The sequence below is a fragment of the Bacillus sp. NEAU-Y102 genome, from assembly GCF_054788175.1.
In genome coordinates this window covers 376,148-396,600 of the sequence record NZ_JBTWFK010000003.1, presented here as the reverse complement: position 1 = coordinate 396,600, position 20,453 = coordinate 376,148, and the positions used below count along the sequence as shown (strand labels likewise).

Below are 20,453 nucleotides of genomic sequence, written 5' to 3'. Positions count from 1 at the left end.
GGCGTTTTTGAGAACACTAACTTATAGGATAAGGAGGACGTTATGAAAAAAATATGTGTAATTATTACAGTGATATGTTCTATCTTTTTCTCTTCTCCAAGTGATTCTTTCGCGAAAGAATCAAGGGAACAGCTTTTAGAGAGTGCTTTATTGAATAGGTACTATTCGGTTATTAGACAAGTGACAAAAGATCAATATGAATGTGATTCAGTTATAAATATAAAGCGTCTCGGCAGGAAAGATGAATTTGTTCCTAGATTTGAAGTGACGCTACAATTTCTTACTTTTCAAGGGGCGCATAATCCCCCAAATGACAAAGTTACACTTACTTTGGAGGATTATTTAGATCATATAAAGGTAAAAAATGTGGAGCGAGAAAAGAATGTTTCTAATGATGTTGTAGAAAAGATTTGTGCTCGCAAAAAAGAAAAAATGAAAGCTCATTCTAATGATTGAGAGTGGTAACTTATTCCGCTATTTTGCGGGATGATTAAAGTTTCAATTTATGACATTTTACAGAGAAAGGTAATGGGCGATGGATATATTTTTAGCAATTTTACCAGCTATATTTTGGGGAAGTATTGTGCTATTTAATGTAAAACTGGGCGGGGGACCGTATAGTCAAACGCTCGGAACAACGTTTGGAGCACTTATTTTCTCAATTGTTGTTTATATTTTTATGAAGCCAGTATTAACACCTACCGTTATTGGAGTTGGAGTTGTTTCAGGTTTATTTTGGGCGCTTGGTCAGGCGAATCAATTAAAAAGTATTGATTTAATGGGTGTTTCGAGGACGATGCCAATTTCAACAGGACTTCAATTAGTTGCGACGACTTTATTTGGCGTTATCGTATTTCATGAATGGTCCACGACAATATCGGTCGTCCTTGGGATTTTAGCGCTCGTTTGTATTATTATCGGTGTTATTTTAACATCGCTTCAAAGTGAAGAAGAAAAAAATGCAGAGCAAGCAGCAAACTTTAAAAGAGGTATCGTAATTTTATTAATTTCAACAGTCGGTTATTTAGTTTACGTAGTAGTGATTAGACTATTTAACGTAGATGGTTGGTCAGCTTTGTTGCCACAAGCAGTTGGTATGGTGTTAGGTGGGATTTTGCTTACCTTTAAACATCAGCCATTTAATAAATATGCAATCCGAAATATTATTCCAGGATTAATTTGGGCAGCTGGAAATATGTTTTTATTCATTTCGCAGCCGCGTGTTGGAGTCGCAACAAGTTTCTCGCTATCGCAAATGGGAATTATTATTTCCACGCTTGGTGGGATTCTTATATTAGGTGAAAAGAAAACGAAACGCCAATTAACGGGTATCGTTGTCGGTATCGTTTTTATTATTGCAGCCGGAATTATGTTAGGTATAGCCAAAAGTTAAAGGAGGTATAGAAATGTATAGTGATTTAGCAGGGAAAGTTGTCGTTATTACAGGATCAGCAACTGGTCTCGGAAGAGCGATGGGAGTGAGGTTTGCTAAGGAAAAAGCGAAAGTGGTTATTAATTATCGCTCACGAGAATCAGAAGCAAATGGTGTGTTAGAAGAAATTAAAAAGGTAGGCGGCGAAGCGATTGCTGTAAAAGGTGATGTAACGGTCGAATCAGATGTTGTGAATCTCATTCAATCTGCTGTGAAAGAGTTTGGTACGCTTGACGTTATGATTAATAATGCAGGGATAGAAAACGCGGTACCGTCGCATGAAATGCCGCTTGAAGATTGGAATAGGGTAATTAATACAAATTTAACAGGTGCTTTTTTAGGAAGTCGTGAAGCGATTAAATATTTTGTAGAACATGATATTAAAGGGTCTGTCATTAATATGTCTAGTGTTCATGAGAAAATTCCGTGGCCACTATTTGTGCACTATGCAGCAAGTAAGGGTGGTATTAAACTGATGACAGAAACGTTAGCGCTAGAATATGCGTCAAAAGGTATTCGAGTAAATAATATTGGGCCAGGTGCAATTAATACGCCGATAAATGCAGAAAAATTTGCTGATCCAAAGCAGCGTGCTGACGTAGAAAGTATGATACCGATGGGCTATATTGGAAAACCTGAAGAAATTGCAGCAGTAGCAACTTGGCTTGCTTCTTCAGAGGCGAGTTATGTAACGGGAATTACGCTATTTGCAGATGGTGGAATGACGTTATATCCATCGTTTCAAGCTGGGCGTGGGTAATATGAAAAGGACAAAGAGTTTTATCTCTTTGTCCTTTTTACAAAAAAAATAGCGTTCAGCTATTTTAAATTTAATGATTAATTGTATCTTGAAGAAATTCTGTTGCTTGATGTTCAGTAACATTTTGTACGAGCGCGACTTCGCTAATCATCATTTTTCGGGCATTATCTAGCATTTGTTTTTCGCTCGCATTTAATGTTCTCTCTTTATTACGGCGAAGTAAATCCCGAACCACTTCTGCGCTATCTTGTAAATTGCCATTTTTCATTTTTTCCATATTCATTGTATATCTTTGTTTCCATGAGAGTGATGGGTCTGACTCCCCGTTTTGAAATTCAAGAAGTATATCATCTAACGTACCTCGATCAACGATATAACGAATACCTGATTTTTTTAATTGTTCCATCGGAAGCATTACTTGCATATCTTTACTAATGATGCGTATCACACAATATTGACGTGAAGTACCTAATATTTCTTTCTCTTCAATTGCTTCGATAATTCCTGCACCGTGCATTGGATAAACGATTTTATCACCAATTTGAAACAAATCATCCACCTCCATATGTGGTAACCACTTTTAATGATAGCATACGTATGTAAAAATGTCAAATTTTATATAATAACATAATATTTATATTCGAGTCAATAAGGTAAAGTGCTTTTTTTATGTTTTTTTGGGGATTTTATTTATAGTGATTTTTTTAGAAAAATAGTACAGGTGAAGAAAGAAGGCATATCCACTTATTTTTAAGCATAAAATGTAAAAGCGCTAATACAATATACCTAAATCCGTTCTTTGCAAAGGAGGGAGAGAAGGTGGGGCGCACAATAAAAATTGATATTACAAATAAAGTTGTAGCTAAATTTAGACCAAATTATTTGGAATTATATACGAGTAAATTTATGATAGGTAAGTTTTATGTCTATACTGAAGATAAAAAATATGTGTTAGAAGACGGATATATATATGAGAATGGAAAGTTTTATCGCATCATAGATACGCACCGTGGCAATAATCAAGCGGCGGAGGGCTGCGATCTAGGATGGTGTTAACATGATTCGTGTGAAAGTGTTTGATGAAAGTCACGAAAAAGACTTAGAAGACGCTGTGAATGTTTTTTTGAAAAAGATTGATGATAGCAACTTTGTAGATATTAAGTACCAAGTTGGTGTTTCCATTAACGACGATGAAAACCAAATTTATTGTTTTTCAGCAATGATCGTTTATAAAACATAAAAAAGAGCTGGATGAGCCAGCTCTTTTTTATGTTTTATGTTGGGACAACATGTGTCGGTAATACGTTCATAATAGATTGGGTTGTGCCTGATTTCTTTGTCGTTAAAAGAGGCTCACCTGTTTCGTGATTTTGGGCATCTTTACACATACCAAGGTGATAACGATCACCTAAAAATGGATCAATATAAAAACCGTTTTTGAATACTTTATCATTCGGATGTTTTTCATGATGAATATCAGAGCAGTTAATGCAATAGAACATAGCGTTCAACCCCTTTTTATTTTGTTTGAAAAAAGTGAGTCGGTAGTCATTTCGCTCCTAAGGAAATGTTGAGGAGAAGAGAAATAACTACCTACTCAAATGGTGGGCATATTCCTTCTGATTTGTCATATCTCGCGTATTGTCCCTGAGGGAAGGAGGAGAGACGAAGTACGCATGATATAAGTAAGGCACTTCTTTCAATATGAATGATGGAGTTTCATGTTGAGAGAAGTTTTTATTTTGTATTGCCTTTGTGAGTATATTATGAGGAAATGCTAAGAGGGTGTTTGTCCTGTTGAAAAAATGTTGAGAATTTCTCAACAGTAAAAGAATTAGCGTTGACATGAAACCAAAAGGTGTTATATCATCAAAGCATAACCAAAAGGTGTTATGTTATAACGCGGAGTAAAGGAGAATGAAAATGGAACAACAAAATACATTAAATGATATTAAACAAACAATCGTTTTTAACGCGTCTATTCAAAAGGTATGGAGTGTAGTATCAACTGCAGAAGGGATTGCGTCATGGTTTATGCCAAATGATTTTGTATTAGAGGTAGGACATGAATTTCATGTGCAATCACCATTTGGGCCATCACCATGTAAAGTGTTAGAAATTGATGAGCCAAACCATTTATCTTTCTCATGGGATACAGATGGCTGGATTGTTTCATTTAATTTGAAAGACTTAGGAGATAACAAAACAGAATTTACGTTAATTCACGGCGGCTGGAAACATCCTGATGAAATTCTTCCGAAAGCAAATGCGAAGAGCTCTATTATTCGCGATAGAATGAGCGGTGGTTGGGTAGCGATTGTAAATGAAAAACTGAAAAAGGTTGTCGAAGGCTAAGTGTCCTCGTCAGCAGCGAAATATGATGTATTTCAAGCAATTGCTGATCCAACCCGCCGAGAAGTAATACGGTTATTAAGTGACAAAGAGTTACCGATTTCCAAAATAACGGATCATTTCCCGATGAGTCGTACTGCGGTTGTAAAGCACCTTCATATTCTTTCGGAAGCGAATTTAGTAAGTGGAAGAAAAAGCGGAAGAGAGAAGATATATCGTTTGCATCCAGAACCATTAGAAGAATTACAACAGTGGCTCTCGTATTATGAGCGTTTTTGGGATAATAAATTATCCATGCTGAAACATATTGTGGAGAATGAAGAGTAGATGTTATGTAAAAAGGATGACCAAAATGGTCATCCTTTTTATTGTTGCTCACTTGTTTGTGTAGCTGGCTTTAATAAAATCCAAGCGATAATTAATGTACATATTGCTAATACGAAAGTGCTCATATAAATGACGTGTACGCTTGATGCTAATGCGGATTGTGATTCGGTTACTACGTTTGCTGTAGTACCGCCATGTCCACCAGATACAAGATCAAGATTTTTAATACCACGTGCGTGAATCATCGTATTGAAGATTGTACCGAATATTGCAGCACCTAACGTTTGACTAAATGTATTAATAAATGTGTTTAAACCAACAGCTGTTCCGCGTGTATGAGCTGGGACTGCTGCTTGAATTGTTACCATGTAAATTGGTGTCACAAGCCCCATTCCTAAGCCGAATAATCCAACTGCTACATAAATAAGGAACGATGGTGAATTGGTTGATAGTGTAAATAATAAGAACGTAGCGACTGATAAAATGCTAGCCCCAAGTAAAATGATTTGTTTCGTTTTTAATTTGCCTACTAAGTTACCAGAGAAAATAGCGCCAAATGTCCACATAACAGGGATTGGCATTAAAATAAGTCCAGCTTCTGTAGCGTTTTTTCCTAATACACCTTGGCTCCAGATTGGTAGGTACATTGTAATACTAATAATCATTGCGCCAGCAATAAGAGTTAATATATTTATCGTAGATAATGTACGGTTAGAGAAAAGTGTTAAAGGAATTAATGGTTCCGGAGATTTTTTCTCGATGAACAAGAAAATAATGAATGAAATAGCGGCAAAGATTAATAGGCCGATAATTGTCATGTCTCCCCAGTTTTGCTTACTGCTACCTGTTAATAATGCATATAGTAGAGCGATTGTACTTAATGAAAAAACTGTTGCACCAAGATAATCGATATGGTGTTTAGCGGGCTTAATAGATTCTTTGTAGTAAATTGCAATCATTAAGCAAGCGATAATTCCAAATGGAACGTTTAAGAAGAAAATATAGCGCCAAGAAAGGGAATCAACTAAAAATCCACCTACTAACGGTCCGATAACACCGGATACACCCCAAACGGCACTCATCCAACCTTGTGCTTTCGCGCGGTCTTTCGCTTCGCTATATAAGTCTCCAATTATCGTCATTGTGATTGGCATAACAGCACCAGCACCGATACCTTGAAGAGCGCGGAAGAAAATTAATTGTTCCATCGATGTAACGACTCCGCAAAGTGCAGAACCGACTAAAAAGATTGTAGCTCCGATCATTAAAACTTTTTTACGGCCGAATAAATCAGCGAGCTTTCCGTATATTGGAGTCGAAACAGCTGTTGCAAGCATATAAATTGCATATACCCAACTAACAAGTTCGACGCCTGACAAATCACTCGTTATACGAGGGATTGCTGTACTAACAATCGTTCCTTCTACCGCAGAAAGAAACGTCATTAACATTAAAGACATCATGACTTTTTTTCTCATTTGTTTTCCCCTTACCCTTTTTTAAATATTCAACAATATAAAATATAAAGGTACTAAGGTATATAAAGCAACAAAAAAGCAATGGAAAGTTACATGGAGCAGATGTTTGTCGCTTCTTGTCGGTAAGTCGATATATTTGAGAAATCGCCGATATAAGTTGTAGAATCGCCGATAATGATTTCATGGCAATATTAAAAAAGAAACAGGAATCCCTGTTTCTTTTTTAATATTGCATTTTCGCGTTTTCTCCAGCTGTCGTTCCAGCAATTCTACCAGTAACGAGGGCTGATGTAATGTTATAACCACCAGTATAACCGTGGATATCAAGAACTTCTCCGCAGAAATATAAGCCGTTCGTGAATTTAGAAGACATTTCTTTCGGATTAATTTCTTTCACGGATACACCTCCGCCAGTAACGAATGCTTTTTCAATTGACTGCGTACCATTTACATTCACAGTAAACTCTTTAAAGTCTTTCACAAGTGCACGAATCTTTTCGTGAGAAACTTGTCCAGCTTGTTCACTACCGTCAATTTCATTTTTTTCTAATAAGAATAGGAAGTAACGTTCAGGGACATAACCTTTTAAAACGTTTTTAATTCCTTTTTTCGGATCTTCTTTCATTTGTTTCAGCATGCGCTGAAATAGTTGCTCACTATTTTCCTCTGGCAATGCATCAATACTCATTTGTATTGTGTTCGTTTTAAACTTTTTCAGTGCTTTCACGACGAATTGACTACAGCGAAGAGCAGCAGGACCAGATAGGCCGAAATGAGTGAAGAGCATGTCCATTTTGTGAGAAATGATAGCTTTTCCTTTCGGGTTTAATACGCTTAAGTTTATATCACGTAAAGCAAGACCTTGTAATGAGCGATCACGTATAAACGGCTCGTTTGACAGGATAGGTACTTCTGTTGGGAATAATTCTGTAATTGTATGACCTGCTTTTTCAGCCCAAGCGTATCCGTCTCCAGTGGAACCAGTTTGAGGAACGGATTTTCCGCCAACAGCGATAACGACATGATTTGTTTCTAACACTTCGCCTGTTTGCAGTACAACTGCCTTCGTTTGACCATTTTCATATTCAATCGTTTCAACAGGTGTATTTGTACGGATTTTTACACCTAAGTCTTTTAATCGTGTTAAAAGTGCATCTACAACAGATTGCGCTTTGTTTGACACGGGGAACATGCGACCGTGGTCTTCTTCTTTCAATTTAACACCAAGATTTTCGAAGAATGTAATAATATCTTCATTATTAAAAAGAGAAAAAGCGCTGTATAAGAAGCGACCGTTTCCTGGTATATGTTTAACAATTTCATCAAGTGGTAGACGGTTCGTTACGTTACAGCGTCCGCCACCAGAAATCGCAAGTTTACGCCCAAGTTTATTTCCTTTATCAAGAAGCAAGACATTTGCGCCTTCTTCTGCAGCACCAATTGCAGCCATTAGCCCAGAAGGACCGCCGCCGATGACAATAACATCATAATGCATAATATATCGACCTCATTTTCTACATTTCCTGCCTAAAAGAATAGCATGTTTTCCGTTAAAAGAAAAATAGAGTGAAGTACTGCTTAATGAGAGAATTGTGGTACAATACAAAAGTTAGAGTTCAGCACTATCCTGCTATTTGTAGGTGATAAGACTAAAACCTCAAGATTTAGGAGAAGTAAATAGGGAGTCTGTTAGCCTGTAAATGCTCGAATGGTTCAACTAATAATCAGTGGAGAAGAACACCCCACTGATTAAAGTTTCATTTTATGTAGATGTAGGAGGATTTTTGTATGTCCGATTCGAAATTTCTGCGCGGAACGCTTATTGTTACGCTAGGGACATTTTTAGTAAAGTTCTTAGGCATGATTTACGTCTTCCCGTTTCATGCATTAGTAGGTACAGAAGGCGGAACGCTCTATACATATGGATACATTCCATATACGATCTTTTTAAGTATCGCAACGGCAGGTGTGCCGCTTGCTGTTTCAAAATTTGTTTCCAAATATAATGCGCTTGGCGATTATAAAACGAGCCGGAGAATGTTCCGCTCGGGAATGGTTATGATGATAGTAACAGGAGTTCTTTCGTTCCTAGTACTGTACATGACGGCACCGTTGTTTGCAGAAGCGATGCTTGGTAAACAAAGTATACACAATAATGTAGGAGAAGTTACGACGATCATTCGTCTTGTAAGTTTCGCACTTATTGTTGTACCAGCAGCGAGTTTAATTCGTGGTTATTTCCAAGGTCACCAGTCTATGGGACCAACTACCGTTTCACAAATTATTGAACAAATTATTCGTATCGTCTTTTTATTAGCAGGTAGTTTTATCGTTATTAAAGTACTTGGCGGTACAGTTGCAACAGCAGTTGGAGTAGCGACATTTGCTGCGTTCGTTTCAGCGGTTGGAGCACTCGGTGTGTTAATTTGGTACTGGTTAAAACGTAAAAAATATTTGGATCAATATTTAATTGAACAAACTGTACCAGAATCAACAGTAAGTACTGTTCAATTGTTTAAAGAGTTATTCGCATATGCGATTCCTTACGTTGTAATTGGGTTAACAATTCCTTTATATCAACAAATTGATACATTGACATTTAACTCAATTATGCAGGCGATTGGTCAAGGTGATATCGCAGAGCGAGCGCTGGGTATTTTCACAATGTGGACGCATAAGTTAATTATGATTCCTGTATCACTTGCAACAGCGTTTAGTTTAACGCTTGTACCAGCAATTACAAAATCATTTACTGAAAAACAATACCGCTATTTGAAATTACAAATTACACAAACATTCCAGGCAAATATGTTTTTAACATTGCCAGCAGTTATCGGTATTTCAACACTTGCATATCCAATTTACACTGCTTTCTATGACTCAGATCCATTAGGTGGACAAGTATTAATGTGGTATGCACCAGTTGCATTGTTATTTGCTTTATTTACAGTAACAGCGGCAATTCTTCAAGGGATTAATCAGCAAAAGCATGCAATTGTCGCGCTTATTATGGGTGTTATTTTGAAATTTGTATGTAACGTAATCTTTATTCGTTATTTCGGTACAGTAGGAGCAATTCTAGCGACCGCAGTTGGTTTCTTAGCTTCTGTTTGGTATACAAATCGACAAATTAAAAAATACGCACACTATTCATTCGGTGTTGTATATAAAAGAACATTCCAAATTGCAGTACTGACACTTATAATGGTCGTTGCTGTAAAACTATCACAATGGCTTCTATCCTTCATGATTTCGCCTGATGGCCGTATTGGTGCTCTTATAACAGTTGCGATTTGTGCAGGTATTGGTGGTCTTGTTTACGGATTGTTAGCAATTCGCACAGGAGTACTTGAAAGAGTATTTGGCGGAGAAGCATTAGATAAAATTCAACGTAAACTTGGTAGTAGATTTAAAATAAAGTTGAAATCAAGAGGGGCGTAATTACGTCCCCTTTTCTATGATAAATAAAGAAGGTGAAAAGCGTGAGATTAGATAAATTATTAGCGAATATGGGATATGGAAGTAGAAAAGAAGTAAAGAAATTATTGAAAGATGGCGTTGTGAAAATTGATGGAACGCCAGTAAAAGATGCGAAAGTTCATGTAAATGTAGAAGAGCAAGAAGTTATGATTCACGGTGAAGTTGTGGAATACAAAGAGTTTGTTTACTTAATGATGCATAAACCACAAGGTGTTATTTCAGCGACGGAAGATGATAATCATGAAACAGTAATAGATTTATTAGAATTAGAAGATGCAATCTTTGATCCGTTCCCAGTTGGACGACTTGATATCGATACGGAAGGTTTCTTATTGATAACAAATGATGGGAAGTTATCACATCAATTATTATCCCCGAAAAAGCATGTGCCGAAAAAATATTATGCACACGTTGCAGGAGTAGTAACAGAAGAGGATGTAAAAGAGTTTGCTAAAGGTGTTATCTTAGACGATGGCTATGAAACAAAACCAGGTACGCTTACAATATTGAAAAGCGATGATATTTCCGAAATTGAGCTTGTGATTACAGAAGGGAAATTCCATCAAGTGAAGCGTATGTTTGAAGCGGTAGGGAAAAAAGTAGTCTACCTAAAGAGAACGGAGATGGGTCCGTTAGTATTAGATGAAGAACTAGAACTTGGACAATACCGAGAGCTAACAGATGAAGAAGTAGAAATGTTAAAAACATATCAAGTAGATACTGAAAAGTAGTACCTTTATAGGCGCAGAAAAGACCCCTTTCTAATAGTTAGAAAGGGGTATGTATTTATTTACATACAATTATTTTTTGTTATGAGGTCATTCTCACTTTCTTTCCTGTTGTTGTCCACTTACCGCGGCAAGGGCTATACACGAGTTCATTAAACTGCAACACATTTAGATCACGTTGTATCGTTCGCGGTGTGATCCCGAACTCATCTACAAGGTCTTTCGTCGTTACCGTTCCGTTTTCATTGATGTACATATAAATTGATTTAATGCGTGTTAGCATACGAGTAGTTGTAGGTTTCAAGAGAAAACCACTCCTCTACTAGTTTTTTTGACCCCATTCAGGAAAGAAGGTCGTTACTACCATTGTACTCTACATGATAAAATTCATGCTTTAATCTACTTAAATTTTACAAAAGTTTAACAAAAATTCATATAGAAAAATATTGGTAGTTGACATTGTATATATGGTCAGTCAACTAACACATAAAATTCTACGTAAAACGCCAAATTCCTGCAAATTTTTTTGAAAAAATAAAAGAAAAACTAATAAGAAATGTCTGAAATATTACAATTGTTCGGTATTTAGTTTTCGTGTATGGCATAAGGGATTTCGGTTTGCTATGATGAAAGAGATAATATAGTGAAGGATGGATGCGTGATGTCAGCGATTAATTGGACAGAAGAAGTTGCAAAACGAAAAGATGATTTAATTCGTGATACACAACAATTTTTACAAATTAAAAGTGTATGGGAAGAAGAATCGGCGAAAGAGGGCGCACCATTCGGTGAAGGGGTAGAAAAAGCGCTATCTTTCATGTTACATAAAGGAGAAGCTGAAGGTTTTGCTTCTAAAAATTTAGAAGGATATGCAGGTCATCTTGAAATGGGACAAGGAGAAGAATTAGTAGGTATTCTTTGTCACGTTGATGTTGTACCAGAAGGAGATGGCTGGACGACTCCCGCATATAGTGCGGATATTCGCGATGGAAAGATTTTTGCACGTGGTGCAATTGACGATAAAGGCCCAACGATGGCAGCATATTATGCGATGAAAATTGTGAAAGAATTAGGCTTACCTCTTTCAAAACGTGTTCGTATGATTATAGGAACAGATGAAGAAAGCAATTGGAAATGTGTAGATCACTACTTTAAAAACGAAGAAATGCCAACAATCGGTTTTGCACCAGATGCAGATTTTCCAATTATTAATGCAGAAAAAGGAATTTCTGATATACAAGTTGTGCAAAATGGTAGTGAAGAGAAAAAAGGTACATATGAACTTGTTTCATTTGATTCAGGGCGACGTTTAAATATGGTTCCTGATTTTGCAGAAGCGGTTATTACAGGAGAAGATGTAAATGCACTTACAGTAGCATATGAAGAGTATTTACAAACTGCTAAAAAAATAGGGGAATCGACTATAGAAGGTAATACAGTGACGTTGCAAATAAAAGGAATTTCAGCGCACGGATCTACTCCTGAAAAAGGAGAAAATGCAGGTTTATTATTAGCAAACTTCTTAACTACAGTTTCACTTGATGGAAAAGCAACTGCATTTGCGACATTTGCAACAGAAACATTTACTGGTGATATTTTGGGTGAAAAAGCTACTATTGCTTATAAAGATGAAATTAGCGGTCCGTTAACAGTGAATGTTGGTCGCCTTTCTTATACGAAAGAAAACGGTGGTAACTTAGGGCTAAACGTACGTTACCCAGTTACAACTAACTTTGAAGAAACAATTGCGAAGTTGAAAGAGTATGTTGGTACGCATGGATTTGAAGTAGCTGACTATTCTAATTCACGCCCGCATCACGTTGATAAAGACCACGTATTAATTCGTACGTTACAACGTGTATATGAAGAACAAACAGGTGAAAAAGCAGAACTATTAGCAATTGGCGGAGGTACTTATGCTCGTTCATTAAAAGCTGGTGTGGCATTTGGACCGCTATTCCCTGGAAAGGAAGAACTTGCGCATCAAAAAGATGAGTACATTGAAATTGAAGACTTATTAAAAGCAACAGCAATTTATGCGCAAGCAATTCATGAATTAGCGAAGTAAAGTGAAACTTTAATCGCCGATATATGAATAATGACCGCTCTCTACTTTAGAGGGCGGCTTCTTTTTAATTGAATGAGATAAGAAAGAAAAGCAACAATAGAAAGAAGGAGACGGTGTACATGGATAGGCATTATTTTGTCGCAATTACGTTACCAAATCATATAAAAGAAGTGCTGTCTAACTATAAAGAGGATACGAATGAGAAATTACCATTTCGCTCGTGGGTACATAAGGAAGATTATCATATTACCCTTTCCTTTTTAGGAGGTGCGACAGAAGAACAGTTAAAAGGGATAAAGAATGGATTACAAACACTTATAAAAACAAAAGAACTATCGTTCACGTTACAAGGTTTTTCAACGTTTGGTAGGGAAGATCAGCCCCGTATTCTTTGGGCGAAGGTAAGTGAGAATCATGATTTGTTTCAGTTACAAAAGCAAGTACATGCCATTTGTGAAGAAAATGGTTTTTCTCTAGAAACACGCCCGTATCATCCACATATTACTGTTGCTCGTAAATGGATAGGAGAAGAAAAGTTTCATTTAGAAAGTATAAAAGAAGTGCCTGAAATATCATTTCAAGCAGATACAATTACTTTATACGAATCCCACGTGAAAGAAACCCCGAAGTATAAATCGATTGCTGAAATAAAATTACAAAAATAGAATGTTGAAAACGTTTTTTATGCAGGTGAATATACTATAGAGAAGAATGGAGTTACTGTATAGAGTCTTGTTGATAAGAAAAGTCTTATCATTTGCAGCTCATTTTATCTCGCCTGATTGGTGAAGGCTAATAATAAGTGAGGATGGAAAAATTTTCTCGCTCATTAAAGTTTCACTTTATTTTAACTTTGAGAATGATGGTGATTTTTTTATGTTGAAAGTAAAACGTCCATTTGATGCCTATTTAGATGAAATGAATAAAATTACAATTTTGCTCCCACATGCGTATGGAACAAGTCGGACATTTCGTTTGCAAGAAGGAAGTAATGTGAAAGATTTACCGATTGCTCATACTATTGCACTTCCAGATGCAACGAAGTATGAGTGCTTTATAGAAGAGCCGCTAGATGTGGGGAAGTATTATACAGTACGAGATGAACGGAATGAAGAAACGGATTTACAAATAGGTGCTGTTATTCGAACAACAATTTTCGATGAAAAGTATTATTACGAAGGTACAGATTTAGGTGCTGTGTATCAAAAAGAAGAAACGACATTTAAAGTATGGGCTCCAACCGCAAGGCTTGCGAAAGTAAGAATTTATAAGAGTGATAAAGAATATACCGATCATGAAATGTACAGAGAAGAAAACGGAGTTTGGATTCAAACATTACAAGGGGATTTAGACGGAGCATGCTATACATTTCTTGTTTGTATTAATTTAATATGGAACGAAGCTGTGGATCCTTATGCAAAGTCGGTGACGGTAAACGGCAAACACGGTGTTGTTATCGATTTAGAAAAAACGAGTGTAACAAGACGAGAGGGATTACCACCATTACAATCAATGACAGATGCCATATTGTATGAACTGCATATTCGTGATGCGACTATACATCAAAATAGTGGAGTGAGTCAAAAGGGAACATATAAAGGATTGATGGAAGAGGGAACAACGGGACGGAACGGGACGTTAACAGGGTTGTCTCATATAAAAGATTTAGGTGTTACACATGTTGAACTATTACCTTTATATTGTTTCGGTGGTGTAGATGAGGCGAATCCTTCGTCCGCCTATAATTGGGGGTATAATCCATTATATTACAATGCACCTACAGGATTTTATGCTACAAATCCCTCTGATCCGTATAACAGGATAGTTGAGTGCAAACAACTAATTGAAACATTTCATGAACAAGGTATTAGGGTGATCATAGATGTTGTATATAATCATGTTTATGAAAGAGAGCTATCATCATTTGAAAAGCTTGTTCCAGGCTATTATTTTCGTCATGGTGAAGATGGTATGCCTTCTAATGGGACGGGAGTCGGAAATGATATAGCGTCTGAACGGAAAATGATGAGGAAATTCATTGTAGAGTCTATTTTATATTGGCTTACTGAATACAATGTCGATGGATTCCGATTCGACTTAATGGGAATTTTAGATGTTGATACAATGAATGTGATAGAAAAAGAAGTACGAAACATAAAACGAGATGCTTTATTATTAGGAGAAGGATGGGATTTACAAACACCACTTCCTGCCAAAGAAAAAGCAACGTTAAATAATGCGAAGAACATGCCGCATATTGCGCAGTTTAATGATCAATTTCGTGATGGGATAAAAGGGAGTACATTTCATATAAACAAGCGTGGTTTTGCATTTGGTGGGTCTGTAGACTGTAATCATTTGCAGTATATTGCAGCAGGAAGTCTTTTAAGTATGAAAGAAACAGGGCTGTTTCTAGAGCCGGCGCAAAGCATTAATTATGTAGAATGTCATGATAATATGACGATGTGGGATAAACTAGTGCGCAGTAATGAAGAATCAGAAGCGATTTTGAAAAAACATCACCTGCTAGCGAGCGCAATGGTTATTCTTTCACAAGGCATTCCTTTCTTACATGCAGGACAAGAGTTTTATCGTACGAAGAAAGGAAATGAAAATAGTTATAATGCAAATGATGAGATCAATCAATTAGATTGGGATCAAAAAGAGAAAGAGATAGAGACTGTTAACTATATAAAAGGTTTAATTGCGATTCGTAAAGAGCATGGGGCATTCCGATTACAAAACGCAGACCTTATAAAAAAACATATGACTTTTTTACAAACATCTACAGAAGTACTTGTATACCACCTGCAAAATGTAAAATCGTTTGGACTGTGGAAAGAGATTGTCGTTTTATTTAATAGCGGTTTAGAAGCTAAAACGGTGCAACTTCCGAAAGAAGAAACGTGGCATGTGTTAGTAAACGAAAACGAAGCGAAAATAGATCCAATTTCTTCATTTAGAGGAAAGGAACTTAGGCTCGCTCCAATTAGCACGTATATATTGACGATAATGTGACAAATCGCTACTTGACGATGAGAATGTAATAAATGTAGAATTGACAAAGGTGACGATTTTGATAAGTTGTCATTCTATGACAGGTTTTGTAAAATAAAATAGAGGATTTTTGGCCTAGGCTAATTTTTCTTTTCATTTACAGTAAAATATATGAATCCACAACATGTGTAGAAATGTTGCGGTTTTTCTTTTCATAACTATAAAAGATAAGGATTTGTTAACGGGTAATGAATATGGAATGGTTGGAACAATTATTAGGAAAAGAGTGGAGTCTTGTACCGGCTGGTGGAGTAACGGGCGATGCATATATTGCGCAAAACGGACAACAGAAGTTATTTTTAAAGCGGAATACATCGCCCTTTTTAGCGGTATTGTCAGCAGAAGGAATTGTTCCAAAATTACTTTGGACAAGAAGGGTAACGAATGGTGATGTAATTTCTGCTCAAAAATGGCTTCCGGGACAGAAGCTAGAGCCAGAGGATATGAAACTAGAACGTGTTGCGAAACTTTTGAAGAAAATACACTCCTCTAAAGCGCTTGTACAGATGATTCAAAGACTTGGGAAGCAGCCGCTTCACGCACAAGAGTTATTACAACAACTGCAACTCGTTTTAAGAGGAGATATAAGGGATGATGAAACAATTCAGCAAGGCCTTCAATATTTAATGGGTTCATTAAAAGCTATTGAATACAATGAATTTGTTGTATGCCATTGTGATGTAAACCATAACAATTGGATATTGTCGGATGAAGATGAGTTGTTTTTAATTGATTGGGATGGAGCTGTAATTGCTGACCCGGCTCTAGACCTTGGTATGTTATTATATTGGTACATTCCGCGCCAGGAGTGGAGTGAGTGGCTCGGTTTTTATGATATTGAAATGGATGAATCGCTGCTTAGGCGTATGAGATGGTATGTGATAGCACAAACGATTTTGTCTATTCAATGGCATACAACAAAAAAACAGCAAGCAGAAGCTGAATATTGGCATCAATATTTACAGCAACTACTTGCTTCAGAATAATACTTAAGAAAAATTGTCCATTCCAGCAATCCACTGAGTAAGTTGTTCTTGATTATTGGAAATATGGTTGTCCAAATTAGAGGAAGATTTACCCGATTGACTATAAGAATATACATCGTTTAGCATTGTTTTAGCGTCACTACTTATATTATCGTTTGCGAGTAACGATTGAATGAGGCGCTCTAATTGCTCGCATTCTGAAACTGTCCCGCAGCAATCACTTTGGTGGTTGACTAAAATATCTTTCAGCACTTCTAATTGATGTTGTTGATTAATTGGCATGAACGGATCATCCTTTCGATTGTTTTTCTCTTCAAATGTAAGAGAAAAAGCTGTTTCGTCATGGAATGTTTAATGCTGTATGTAGTTTTTATCAAAATGGTACATCTTATACTTGAAAGAAACGGACCGAGTGCTCGTACGTACTTGGTTTTTTGTTTGGTAGATTGATTAAAAAAGAAAGAAGGAATTATTCCTTTAAAATAGTTTTGTAAAGAGAGGGAGACATCTATGCGTTTAAGACATAAACCATATGCAATGGATCGAATTAACGAGTATTCACATATCGTAATCGGAAACCCAGAGGAGCGCGCTGGTAACTGGAAAGAAGTATTTGGAAATGAACAACCAATTCATATTGAAGTAGGTACAGGTCGTGGCCGCTTTATGTATGATATGGCAAAAGCAAATCCACATATTAATTATATTGGAATTGAAAAATTCACAAGTGTTGTTGTAGATGCACTTGATAAATTAATTGAAGAAGAAGTGCCGAACTTAAAGTTAATTAATAAAGATGCTGAAGATTTAACAGTTTTCTTTGCAAAAGGTGAGATTGATCGCGTTTATTTAAACTTCTCAGATCCATGGCCAAAGAAGCGTCATACGAAGCGTCGTTTAACGTATAAAACGTTTTTACGTAATTATGAAGAAGTGTTAGTAGAAGGCGGAGAAATTCATTTTAAAACAGATAACCAAGGTTTATTTGAATATTCTCTTATGAGTATGGCTGAGTATGGTATGTTACTAACGTACTTAAGCTTAGATCTTCATAACAGCGACTTTGAAGGTAACATCATGACTGAATACGAAGAGAAATTCTCTAGTAAGGGTCATCGTATTTACCGAGTTGAAGCAAAATATCGTACAGAGCCTATGCAGTAATGCATAGGTTTTTTTATGCCTAAAATAATCAGAATTTTATGTTAAGATTAATTAAAAGGGGGATGTGTAATGGAACAGTTACAAATTGGAGATATAAAAGTAACGTGGTTAAAAGGCGGGAATACACATTTAGATGGAGGGGCAATGTTTGGTGTTGTGCCGAAAGTACTTTGGTCACGTAAATATACACATAATGACACAAATCATATTTACTTACGAACAGATCCGTTACTATTACAAACGAAAGATGGAAATATGCTCATTGATTCAGGAATAGGAAACGGTAAGTTGAATGAGAAGATGAAACGAAATCAAGGTGTAACAGAAGAATCATCGGTTTATGAATCGTTAGAAAAACAGGGATTAAAGCCTGAAGATATTCAATATGTTTTAATGACACACCTTCATTTTGATCATGCATCTGGTCTAACAAAATGGGAAGATGATCACCTTGTACCGGCATTTCCAAATGCGAAAGTTTACGTAAGTGAAACAGAGTGGAATGAAATGAGGAATCCAAACATTAGATCACGTAATACATATTGGAAGGAAAATTGGGAGCCAATTGTAGATCAAGTTGTTACGTTCCAGCAAGAAATAGAAATTACAGATGAAATCAAGATGACGCATACCGGTGGTCATAGCGATGGACATGCAGTTATCGCTTTGGAGAGTCAAGGAGAAACGATGCTACATTTAGCAGACCTATTGCCGACACACGCGCATCAAAATGTATTATGGGTAATGGCATACGATGATTATCCGATGACTTCGATTGAAAATAAGCAAAAGTGGATGAAGTATGGTGCTGAAAAAGAGGCGTGGTTTACGTTTTATCATGACGCATATTATCGTGCTGTGAAGTGGAATGAGGAAGGACATATTGTAGAAAAAATAGAACGGAAAACGAGTATAGAAGCTTAAAAAGAGGAGATTGTTCCATCATATTTGTTGGAGCAGCTTCTTTTTTATTATCGGATTTTGTCGGTAAGTCGATATATTCGGAAAATCGCTGATATAATTTTAATCAATACCCACAATTTCAAAAAAATAAGAGGTTCACCTAATGGGAACCCTCCTTTTTATGCTGCTATAACTTCTAAAACAGTACCTGTTTTAGCATCAACTAAAAATTCAAATCGTTCTTGTATATCATCTAACATTGTTGTAAGACCGCCGCGATAAACTTCATATGCGACATCATATTTTTCAAATGTCTCTGGAACCATATGTACCCAAGAGCCAGTAATTTCACCTTTATGACTTAATGCTTGTTTCACCATTTTCAATGCTTTTTCTGAAGAAATATGGGATTGTTCTTGTACTTTGTTTGCAACGAGATAACCAGCTGCGAACCCAACGCCAAGACCTGCTACTAAACCTTTCCAACTCATATATTCACCTCAATTCTATAAAATAAAAATAGTGTACCAATAATAATTATAAAGCAAATACAGTTAAAAAAGAAGAAACTAGAAACATTTCGAAAATTTCGTTACAATAAAAGAGGTATTCTACTAAGGTTTGAAAGAAGGGGACTTCGTGAATAAAGAGACATTACAATTATTTCGTACGTTAACAGAATTACAGGGTGCATCAGGTTTTGAACATGATGTACGCCGTTTTATGAAACAAGAATTAAGCAAATATGCGGATGAAATTGTACAAGACGGTTTAGGTAGCGTATTTGGTCTGAAAAAAGGGGACGAAACTGGCCCGCGTGTTCTTGTAGCAGGTCATATGGATGAAGTAGGTTTCATGGTTACGCAAATTACGAAAAACGGAATGCTTCGTTTTCAAACGTTAGGCGGCTGGTGGAGCCAAGTTTTATTAGCACAGCGTGTACAAGTTATGACGAAGAATGGTCCTGTTATTGGGGTTGTTGGTTCTATTCCTCCTCATTTATTAAGTGACGCGCAACGTGCAAAACCGATGGATATAAAAAATATGTTAATTGATATAGGTGCAGATAGTTATGAAGATGCGATTGAAATTGGTGTAAAACCAGGACAACAAATCGTGCCGATTTGCCCATTCACACCGATGGCAAATGAGAAGAAAATTATGGCGAAAGCTTGGGACAATCGTTACGGATGTGGTCTTGCAATCGAATTGTTAAAAGAATTAAAAGATGAAACATTACCAAATACATTATATTCTGGTGCTACTGTACAAGAAGAAGTAGGCCTTCGCGGAGCGCAAACCGCTGCAAATATGATTCAACCAGACATTTTCTATGCGCTTGATGCAAGTCCAGCAAACGATGCATCTGGTGACAAAACGCAGTTCGGTCAATTAGGAAAAGGTGCCCTTCTTCGTATTTACGATCGCACGATGGTAACACATAGAGGAATGCGCGAATTCATTTTAGATACAGCAGAAACAAACAACATTCCGTACCAATACTTTATTTCACAAGGTGGTACAGATGCGGGCCGTGTACATACAAGTAACTCTGGTATCCCATCAGCAGTAATTGGTGTTTGTGCACGCTACATTCATACACATGCTTCAATTTTACATGTTGATGATTATGCAGCGGCGAAAGAATTAATTACGAAGCTTGTAAGAACAACAGATAAAACGACGTTAGAGACAATTAAGAATAACGCGTAGAGAAG

23 protein-coding genes are annotated in these 20,453 nt (G+C 36.6%); 16 read left to right on the top strand and 7 right to left on the bottom strand.

Annotation, left to right across the window (positions count from 1 at the left end):
* Window positions 1-42 precede the first annotated feature (42 nt).
* From ACYFX0_RS11485 to ACYFX0_RS11475, 3 genes are all read left to right on the top strand, one after another.
* The gene (locus ACYFX0_RS11485; protein WP_000717657.1) at window positions 43-456 is read left to right on the top strand and encodes a DUF3888 domain-containing protein; all 414 of its coding nucleotides are present in this window, start codon (window positions 43-45) and stop codon (window positions 454-456) included.
* Window positions 457-535: 79 nt separating this feature from the next.
* Window positions 536-1,393, top strand: coding sequence for a glucose uptake protein GlcU (gene glcU / locus ACYFX0_RS11480; protein WP_000350863.1), 858 nt, complete (start codon window positions 536-538; stop codon window positions 1,391-1,393).
* A 13-nt stretch (window positions 1,394-1,406) separates the two neighbouring features.
* On the top strand, window positions 1,407-2,192 hold the full coding sequence (locus ACYFX0_RS11475) for a glucose 1-dehydrogenase (protein WP_000286680.1): 786 nt from the start codon (window positions 1,407-1,409) through the stop codon (window positions 2,190-2,192).
* A gap of 70 nt (window positions 2,193-2,262) precedes the next feature.
* Here the strand turns inward: ACYFX0_RS11475 and ACYFX0_RS11470 are convergent, their stop codons facing one another.
* Window positions 2,263-2,757 (bottom strand): CarD family transcriptional regulator, encoded by a 495-nt coding sequence (locus ACYFX0_RS11470; protein ID WP_000451446.1) that lies wholly within the window; start codon window positions 2,755-2,757, stop codon window positions 2,263-2,265.
* Between the two features lie 254 nt (window positions 2,758-3,011).
* On the opposite strand from ACYFX0_RS11470, the gene ACYFX0_RS11465 reads away from it, so the two are divergent.
* Entirely contained in the window at window positions 3,012-3,248 is a 237-nt protein-coding gene (locus tag ACYFX0_RS11465) for a DUF2553 family protein (protein WP_000533804.1), read from the top strand.
* 1 nt (window position 3,249) lies between these two features.
* Complete coding sequence (locus ACYFX0_RS11460; protein ID WP_000621752.1) at window positions 3,250-3,432, top strand: sporulation protein Cse60; 183 nt, start codon at window positions 3,250-3,252, stop codon at window positions 3,430-3,432.
* 34 nt (window positions 3,433-3,466) lie between these two features.
* Here the strand turns inward: ACYFX0_RS11460 and ACYFX0_RS11455 are convergent, their stop codons facing one another.
* On the bottom strand, window positions 3,467-3,694 hold the full coding sequence (locus ACYFX0_RS11455) for a DUF3973 domain-containing protein (RefSeq protein ID WP_000498990.1): 228 nt from the start codon (window positions 3,692-3,694) through the stop codon (window positions 3,467-3,469).
* Between the two features lie 421 nt (window positions 3,695-4,115).
* Here ACYFX0_RS11455 and ACYFX0_RS11450 point away from each other — a divergent pair, with 421 nt between their 5' ends.
* Entirely contained in the window at window positions 4,116-4,547 is a 432-nt protein-coding gene (locus tag ACYFX0_RS11450) for an SRPBCC family protein (RefSeq protein ID WP_000437764.1), read from the top strand.
* Window positions 4,548-4,871 carry an ArsR/SmtB family transcription factor gene (locus ACYFX0_RS11445; protein ID WP_000098837.1) on the top strand — a complete coding sequence of 108 codons (324 nt, stop codon included), beginning with the start codon at window positions 4,548-4,550 and terminating at the stop codon, window positions 4,869-4,871. It abuts the gene before it with no gap.
* A 38-nt stretch (window positions 4,872-4,909) separates the two neighbouring features.
* Here the strand turns inward: ACYFX0_RS11445 and ACYFX0_RS11440 are convergent, their stop codons facing one another.
* Window positions 4,910-6,349 carry an MDR family MFS transporter gene (locus tag ACYFX0_RS11440; protein WP_016077202.1) on the bottom strand — a complete coding sequence of 480 codons (1,440 nt, stop codon included), beginning with the start codon at window positions 6,347-6,349 and terminating at the stop codon, window positions 4,910-4,912.
* 223 nt (window positions 6,350-6,572) lie between these two features.
* Window positions 6,573-7,844 carry a BaiN/RdsA family NAD(P)/FAD-dependent oxidoreductase gene (locus ACYFX0_RS11435; RefSeq protein WP_000558871.1) on the bottom strand — a complete coding sequence of 424 codons (1,272 nt, stop codon included), beginning with the start codon at window positions 7,842-7,844 and terminating at the stop codon, window positions 6,573-6,575.
* A gap of 293 nt (window positions 7,845-8,137) precedes the next feature.
* On the opposite strand from ACYFX0_RS11435, the gene ACYFX0_RS11430 reads away from it, so the two are divergent.
* Both ACYFX0_RS11430 and ACYFX0_RS11425 read left to right on the top strand, forming a co-directional pair.
* A complete protein-coding gene (locus ACYFX0_RS11430; protein WP_001284026.1) occupies window positions 8,138-9,790 on the top strand; it encodes a putative polysaccharide biosynthesis protein in 1,653 nt (550 codons plus the stop codon).
* A gap of 41 nt (window positions 9,791-9,831) precedes the next feature.
* Window positions 9,832-10,560 carry a pseudouridine synthase gene (locus ACYFX0_RS11425; protein ID WP_001234949.1) on the top strand — a complete coding sequence of 243 codons (729 nt, stop codon included), beginning with the start codon at window positions 9,832-9,834 and terminating at the stop codon, window positions 10,558-10,560.
* Between the two features lie 79 nt (window positions 10,561-10,639).
* On the opposite strand, the gene ACYFX0_RS11420 is transcribed toward ACYFX0_RS11425, so the two are convergent.
* On the bottom strand, window positions 10,640-10,861 hold the full coding sequence (locus ACYFX0_RS11420) for a DeoR family transcriptional regulator (protein ID WP_000805512.1): 222 nt from the start codon (window positions 10,859-10,861) through the stop codon (window positions 10,640-10,642).
* Window positions 10,862-11,218: 357 nt separating this feature from the next.
* Between ACYFX0_RS11420 and pepV the strand changes: the two genes are divergently transcribed.
* The 4 genes from pepV (at window position 11,219) to ACYFX0_RS11400 (ending at window position 16,668) form a co-directional block, all read left to right on the top strand.
* Window positions 11,219-12,625 (top strand): dipeptidase PepV, encoded by a 1,407-nt coding sequence (pepV, locus tag ACYFX0_RS11415; RefSeq protein WP_001274235.1) that lies wholly within the window; start codon window positions 11,219-11,221, stop codon window positions 12,623-12,625.
* 119 nt (window positions 12,626-12,744) lie between these two features.
* On the top strand, window positions 12,745-13,290 hold the full coding sequence (thpR, locus tag ACYFX0_RS11410) for an RNA 2',3'-cyclic phosphodiesterase (protein WP_000373845.1): 546 nt from the start codon (window positions 12,745-12,747) through the stop codon (window positions 13,288-13,290).
* 211 nt (window positions 13,291-13,501) lie between these two features.
* Window positions 13,502-15,643 (top strand): type I pullulanase, encoded by a 2,142-nt coding sequence (gene pulA / locus ACYFX0_RS11405; protein ID WP_460270502.1) that lies wholly within the window; start codon window positions 13,502-13,504, stop codon window positions 15,641-15,643.
* A gap of 227 nt (window positions 15,644-15,870) precedes the next feature.
* The gene (locus tag ACYFX0_RS11400; RefSeq protein WP_002081999.1) at window positions 15,871-16,668 is read left to right on the top strand and encodes a phosphotransferase family protein; all 798 of its coding nucleotides are present in this window, start codon (window positions 15,871-15,873) and stop codon (window positions 16,666-16,668) included.
* Window positions 16,669-16,671: 3 nt separating this feature from the next.
* Here the strand turns inward: ACYFX0_RS11400 and ACYFX0_RS11395 are convergent, their stop codons facing one another.
* Entirely contained in the window at window positions 16,672-16,950 is a 279-nt protein-coding gene (locus ACYFX0_RS11395) for a YtzH-like family protein (RefSeq protein ID WP_001122235.1), read from the bottom strand.
* A 228-nt stretch (window positions 16,951-17,178) separates the two neighbouring features.
* On the opposite strand from ACYFX0_RS11395, the gene trmB reads away from it, so the two are divergent.
* Window positions 17,179-17,832 (top strand): tRNA (guanosine(46)-N7)-methyltransferase TrmB, encoded by a 654-nt coding sequence (gene trmB / locus ACYFX0_RS11390; RefSeq protein WP_001239383.1) that lies wholly within the window; start codon window positions 17,179-17,181, stop codon window positions 17,830-17,832.
* 69 nt (window positions 17,833-17,901) lie between these two features.
* On the top strand, window positions 17,902-18,756 hold the full coding sequence (locus ACYFX0_RS11385) for a YtnP family quorum-quenching lactonase (RefSeq protein ID WP_000436876.1): 855 nt from the start codon (window positions 17,902-17,904) through the stop codon (window positions 18,754-18,756).
* 158 nt (window positions 18,757-18,914) lie between these two features.
* Here the strand turns inward: ACYFX0_RS11385 and ACYFX0_RS11380 are convergent, their stop codons facing one another.
* A complete protein-coding gene (locus ACYFX0_RS11380) occupies window positions 18,915-19,226 on the bottom strand; it encodes a PepSY domain-containing protein (RefSeq protein ID WP_000118541.1) in 312 nt (103 codons plus the stop codon).
* A 148-nt stretch (window positions 19,227-19,374) separates the two neighbouring features.
* On the opposite strand from ACYFX0_RS11380, the gene ACYFX0_RS11375 reads away from it, so the two are divergent.
* The gene (locus ACYFX0_RS11375) at window positions 19,375-20,448 is read left to right on the top strand and encodes a M42 family metallopeptidase (RefSeq protein WP_001031517.1); all 1,074 of its coding nucleotides are present in this window, start codon (window positions 19,375-19,377) and stop codon (window positions 20,446-20,448) included.
* The last annotated feature ends 5 nt before the right edge of the window (window positions 20,449-20,453 follow it).

Excerpts from the sequence above, each read along its gene's own strand:
- ACYFX0_RS11485 (WP_000717657.1), top strand. The coding sequence starts at position 43 with ATGAAAAAAATATGTGTAATTATTACAGTGATATGTTCTATCTTTTTC.
- glcU (WP_000350863.1), top strand. The coding sequence starts at position 536 with ATGGATATATTTTTAGCAATTTTACCAGCTATATTTTGGGGAAGTATT.
- ACYFX0_RS11475 (WP_000286680.1), top strand. The coding sequence starts at position 1,407 with ATGTATAGTGATTTAGCAGGGAAAGTTGTCGTTATTACAGGATCAGCA.
- ACYFX0_RS11470 (WP_000451446.1), bottom strand. The coding sequence starts at position 2,757 with ATGGAGGTGGATGATTTGTTTCAAATTGGTGATAAAATCGTTTATCCA.
- ACYFX0_RS11460 (WP_000621752.1), top strand. The coding sequence starts at position 3,250 with ATGATTCGTGTGAAAGTGTTTGATGAAAGTCACGAAAAAGACTTAGAA.
- ACYFX0_RS11455 (WP_000498990.1), bottom strand. The coding sequence starts at position 3,694 with ATGTTCTATTGCATTAACTGCTCTGATATTCATCATGAAAAACATCCG.
- ACYFX0_RS11450 (WP_000437764.1), top strand. The coding sequence starts at position 4,116 with ATGGAACAACAAAATACATTAAATGATATTAAACAAACAATCGTTTTT.
- ACYFX0_RS11440 (WP_016077202.1), bottom strand. The coding sequence starts at position 6,349 with ATGAGAAAAAAAGTCATGATGTCTTTAATGTTAATGACGTTTCTTTCT.
- ACYFX0_RS11435 (WP_000558871.1), bottom strand. The coding sequence starts at position 7,844 with ATGCATTATGATGTTATTGTCATCGGCGGCGGTCCTTCTGGGCTAATG.
- ACYFX0_RS11430 (WP_001284026.1), top strand. The coding sequence starts at position 8,138 with ATGTCCGATTCGAAATTTCTGCGCGGAACGCTTATTGTTACGCTAGGG.
- pepV (WP_001274235.1), top strand. The coding sequence starts at position 11,219 with ATGTCAGCGATTAATTGGACAGAAGAAGTTGCAAAACGAAAAGATGAT.
- thpR (WP_000373845.1), top strand. The coding sequence starts at position 12,745 with ATGGATAGGCATTATTTTGTCGCAATTACGTTACCAAATCATATAAAA.
- pulA (WP_460270502.1), top strand. The coding sequence starts at position 13,502 with ATGTTGAAAGTAAAACGTCCATTTGATGCCTATTTAGATGAAATGAAT.
- ACYFX0_RS11400 (WP_002081999.1), top strand. The coding sequence starts at position 15,871 with ATGAATATGGAATGGTTGGAACAATTATTAGGAAAAGAGTGGAGTCTT.
- ACYFX0_RS11395 (WP_001122235.1), bottom strand. The coding sequence starts at position 16,950 with ATGCCAATTAATCAACAACATCAATTAGAAGTGCTGAAAGATATTTTA.
- trmB (WP_001239383.1), top strand. The coding sequence starts at position 17,179 with ATGCGTTTAAGACATAAACCATATGCAATGGATCGAATTAACGAGTAT.
- ACYFX0_RS11385 (WP_000436876.1), top strand. The coding sequence starts at position 17,902 with ATGGAACAGTTACAAATTGGAGATATAAAAGTAACGTGGTTAAAAGGC.
- ACYFX0_RS11380 (WP_000118541.1), bottom strand. The coding sequence starts at position 19,226 with ATGAGTTGGAAAGGTTTAGTAGCAGGTCTTGGCGTTGGGTTCGCAGCT.